General features: G+C 50.5%; 3 protein-coding genes. 2 read left to right on the top strand and 1 reads right to left on the bottom strand.

The features are described from left to right. Positions 1–40: 40 nt before the first annotated feature. On the bottom strand, positions 41–1,060 hold the full coding sequence (locus tag BN93_RS10445) for an aspartate-semialdehyde dehydrogenase (RefSeq protein WP_044260517.1): 1,020 nt from the start codon (positions 1,058–1,060) through the stop codon (positions 41–43). Between the two features lie 234 nt (positions 1,061–1,294). On the opposite strand from BN93_RS10445, the gene BN93_RS10440 reads away from it, so the two are divergent. Both BN93_RS10440 and BN93_RS10435 read left to right on the top strand, forming a co-directional pair. Then, on the top strand, positions 1,295–3,409 hold the full coding sequence (locus BN93_RS10440) for a cation:proton antiporter (protein ID WP_019188272.1): 2,115 nt from the start codon (positions 1,295–1,297) through the stop codon (positions 3,407–3,409). A gap of 298 nt (positions 3,410–3,707) precedes the next feature. Next, positions 3,708–4,418, top strand: coding sequence for an ABC transporter ATP-binding protein (locus BN93_RS10435; RefSeq protein WP_019188271.1), 711 nt, complete (start codon positions 3,708–3,710; stop codon positions 4,416–4,418). Positions 4,419–4,600: the final 182 nt, after the last annotated feature.

The following is a 4,600-nucleotide window of genomic DNA, read 5'->3' as shown; positions in this document are numbered from 1 at the left end:
AGATGTATTTTGCTATAACTTTCTGCCAAACAAAGGCGTATTATCCCTTCGTCAGCGCCTTATCGTTCTTCATCAGATATTCGGCAATCTGCACGGCATTAAGTGCTGCACCCTTGCGAATTTGGTCGCCGCTTAGCCACAACGTCAGTCCGTTTTCGTCGGCCAAGTCTTTTCTGATGCGGCCAACAAAGATGTCGTCTTTACCTCCCGTCTCCAACGGCATGGGGTAAACACCTTGCGAAGGGTCGTCTTTCAGCGTGCAACCAGGTGCGGCGGCGATGGCTTTACGTGCCTCTTCTACCGACAACGGACGTTCGGTTTCAATCCAAACACTTTCCGAATGCGACCTAAGCGAGCTCACCCTTACACACGTTGCCGAGCACTTTGCGTCGGTGTGCATAATTTTTTGCGTTTCGTGATACATCCTCATCTCTTCCTTCGTGTAGCCGTTATCGGTGAAAACGTCTACCTGCGGAATCACGTTATATGCCAGTTGGTGCGGAAACTTGCTCACTGTGGGTTCTTCGCCGTTAACCAATTGGCTGTATTGTGTTTGCAATTCGGCCATAGCAGCAGCACCTGCACCACTTGCGCTTTGGTAACTAGACACGCGAATGCGCTTGATGTGCGACAGCTTTTCCAGCGGTTGCAACACCACCACCATCATAATCGTGGTGCAATTGGGGTTGGCCACGATGCCGCGCGGACGGTTCAGCGCGTCTTCGGCATTGCATTCAGGTACCACTAGTGGCACTTCGGGGTCCATACGGAAGGCACTTGAATTGTCTATCATCACCGTTCCGTGTTTCGTAATGGTCTCGGCAAACTCCTTAGATGTACCTCCGCCAGCCGACACGAAAGCGATATCCACGCCGCGGAAGTCGTCGTTGTGCTGCAAAAGCCTAACAACATGCTCCTTGCCATTAAACATATAGGTTTGACCTGCGCTGCGTTTCGACCCGAAAAGCAATAGTTCGTCGATGGGAAAGGCACGCTCTGACAATATCCGCAAGAACTCTTGACCCACCGCGCCACTTGCGCCTACAATTGCTACTTTCATTTCCTTCTCTTTTAAAATAATGATATATTGCATTGCAAATGTACAACTTTCCACGTTTATACGCATCTTTTTGATATATTTTTTGCAACTTTGCAGTGATAAAGGCAAACAACGCCGCTGCCAAAGCATGGCACAAGCCGTCTGGATGTACCCAAGAATACCTAGCACAACTAGCTTTTCTAGCTACAAACGCCCCGCATCATCAACCCCAAAAACCCCATAAGCGAAAGAAAAATGTTCTCTGCCTTCCCCATAACCGACCCCACGTTGATATTCTTCATCGTGATGCTCATCATCCTTTTTGCCCCCATCGTGATGGGCAAATTGCGCATTCCCCACATCATCGGCATGGTGTTGGCAGGCGTTGCCGTGGGCGAATATGGGTTCAACATCTTGAAACGCGACGACTCTTTTGAGCTTTTCGGGCGCGTGGGCCTTTATTACATCATGTTCTTGGCCGCTCTCGAAATGGACAGCAGCAGCCTTAAACGCAACAAATACCGCTTTATGGTGTTTGGCTTGGCCACGTTCATCGTTCCCTTCGTGCTCATTTACCTCTTGGGAACAACGTTTCTACATTACAGCATGCCTGCCTCGCTGCTCTTGGCCACGCTCATGGCGTCGAATACACTTATCGCCTACCCCATCATTGGCCGCTACGGACTTCAACGAAACTCGGCCGTATCGCTCAGTGTTGGCTCTACCATGATTGCCTTGTTCCTCTCTTTGGTGGTGCTGGCCATGATAGTGGCCGCCCACAACGAAGGCGGAGGCGGGCTGTTTTGGCTTTGGTTCGTGGTAAAAGTGGTGGGATTCTGCGTGGCAATGGCCTTTTTCATCCCCCGACTAACGCGTTGGTTCCTGCGCCGATACAGCGATGCCGTGATGCAATTCATCTTTGTGATGGCCATTCTCTTCCTTAGTGCGGCCGTTTCTTCGGCCATTGGGCTCGAAGGAATATTCGGAGCGTTTCTTGCCGGCCTTATTCTTAACCGCTATGTGCCGCGACTTTCGCCGCTGATGAACCGCATCGAGTTCATCGGCAACGCCATCTTCATTCCCTATTTCCTTATCGGTGTGGGCATGCTCATCAATCTTCGCCTGCTGTTTCAAGGGCAAGGCATCGTTTGGGTGGTGCTGGCCATCACCCTTGTTGGCACATTGGGCAAGGCCATTGCGGCCTACATCACCAGTTGGCGTTTCAAAATGCCCGCACCTTCGGGGCAAATGATGTTCGGCTTAACCTCTGCCCACGCCGCCGGAGCTATCGCCATCGTGATGGTTGGCATGCACTTACAGGTTGAACCAGGCCGTTATCTCATCACCGACGACATTCTTAATGCCGTGGTTATCATGATTTTGATAACCTGCATCATCTCTTCGGTGATGACCGAACGGGCTGCCAAGACCTTTATTCTTAGCGAAAAGAACATACCAGCAAGCGAAATAAGCGAGCAAGACGACGAAAGTATGCTCGTACCCGTGAAATATCCAGAGTACGCCAACCGACTTATGGGCTTGGCCATCATGATGCGCAACCCCAAACTAAACCGCGGTATCATCGCATTGAACCTTGTTTACGACGACGAGAACATGCGCGCCAACCAAGAAAAGGGGCGACAACTGCTAGACCAAGTGTCGAAATACGCCGCCGCCACCGACGTGCGAACGCAAACGCAGGTGCGCATAGCGGCCAACATTGCCAACGGCATTAAGCACGCCTTTAACGAGTTTCATGCCTCGGAGATTATCATCGGCTTGCATACGCATAAGGAAGTGTCGCCAAAGTTTTGGGGGCAGTTCCACCAAAGCTTGTTCAACGGACTGAATCGGCAGATTATCATGGCGCGTTTAAACCAGCCACTAAGCACCATCCGTCGCATACAAGTGGCCGTTCCGTCGCGTGCGCAGTACGAACCGGGTTTCTATCGCTGGCTCGAACGTCTGGCGCGCGTGGTGTTGAACCTCGAATGCCGCATCGTTTTCCACGGTCGTCAAGACACATTGGCACTTATCAACGAGTTTGTTCGCAACCGCCACGCCTCTATGCGTGCCGAATATGCGCTGATGAACCACTGGAACGAACTGCCTTCGCTGGCTGCCACCATCGCACCCGACCATCTTTTCGTGGTGGTTACGGCACGAAAGGGAACCGTTAGCTATAAAGCTGCGCTCGACAGACTGCCAGATGAGATAACCAGACATTTCTCTGGAACCAATCTGATGATTGTGTTCCCCGACCAATATGGCGACGGCATCGAGGAACTTACCTTTGCCGAGCCACAACATACCGAGGGGACTAGTGCCTACGAGGACGTTGGAAAGTGGGTGAAGAAGTTGAAGAAGTAGTCTGAGTTGTAAAGTAGTAAGGAGAAAGTAGTAAGTAGTAAGGGAACAAGGAGGAAGTAGTAAGTGATGAAGAGAAAGGAGGAAGTAGTAAGAGAATAAGGAGGAAGTAGTAAGTGATGAGGAGGAAGTGGTAAAGCAATATGGAGTTATTTGAGGAATTTAGCCAATATCTTTATGGGGTTAGCTGGCGCGGTTACAAGTTAACGAATTAACAAGAGTATTTGCCACTCTGCCTCATAAGCATTTGCACTTACTACTTTACTACCTTACGACTTTACTACTAAAAATATAATTCATTATGATAACAATAAAATCTATAACCAAGAGTTTCGGCTCGTTGCAAGTGCTTAAAGGCATCGACTTGCAAATCAACAAGGGCGAAGTGGTAAGCATCGTTGGACCTAGCGGTGCCGGAAAAACCACGCTGTTACAAATTATCGGTACGCTAGACCGACCCGACGGCGGCGAAGTGGTGGTGGACGGTGTGGACGTTGGCACACTATCGAGTAAGAAGTTGAGCGACTTCCGCAACCAACACTTGGGCTTTATCTTCCAGTTTCACCAGCTGCTGCCTGAGTTTACGGCTCTCGAAAACGTAATGATACCAGCCTACATCGCAGGTAAGAAGAAGAGCGAGGCCATGCAAAGGGCTAACGAACTGCTCTCTTTTCTTGGCCTTGCCGACCGTGCTAACCACAAGCCTGCCGAGCTATCGGGGGGCGAAAAGCAAAGGGTGGCCGTGGCGCGCGCACTGATTAACGAGCCTGCCGTGGTGTTGGCCGACGAGCCTTCGGGCAGTCTGGACTCGAAGAACAAGGCCGAACTACACCAATTGTTCTTCGATCTGCGCGACAAGTTCGGCCAAACGTTCGTCATTGTCACGCACGATGAAGAACTTGCCAAGCTTACCGACCGCACCATTCATCTGCGCGACGGCATGGTGGAGCGTGATTTGGCAACCGAACAACCAGCAGAAACAACTGAACAAAACGAAGAAGTGGCCTTGTAAGCGGCCTTTGAACCCAAATCGGTCGTTAGAGCCTGTGCAGATTTTGTGTATTGTTGAGCATATTGTCTGCCTTATTCTTGAAGGGGTAGCGGGCTACGTCAAGAGAATAAGACAGACAAGATGCCGACAAGCAAACGAAAGATGAACAGGAAGCGAAGGAAACAACCTAAAATAATAGGTAA

This window comes from Prevotella conceptionensis 9403948 (assembly GCF_000312305.1).
Taxonomy (GTDB): Bacteria; Bacteroidota; Bacteroidia; order Bacteroidales; family Bacteroidaceae; genus Prevotella; species Prevotella conceptionensis.
This window is presented reverse-complemented; position numbering and strand designations above follow the sequence as displayed.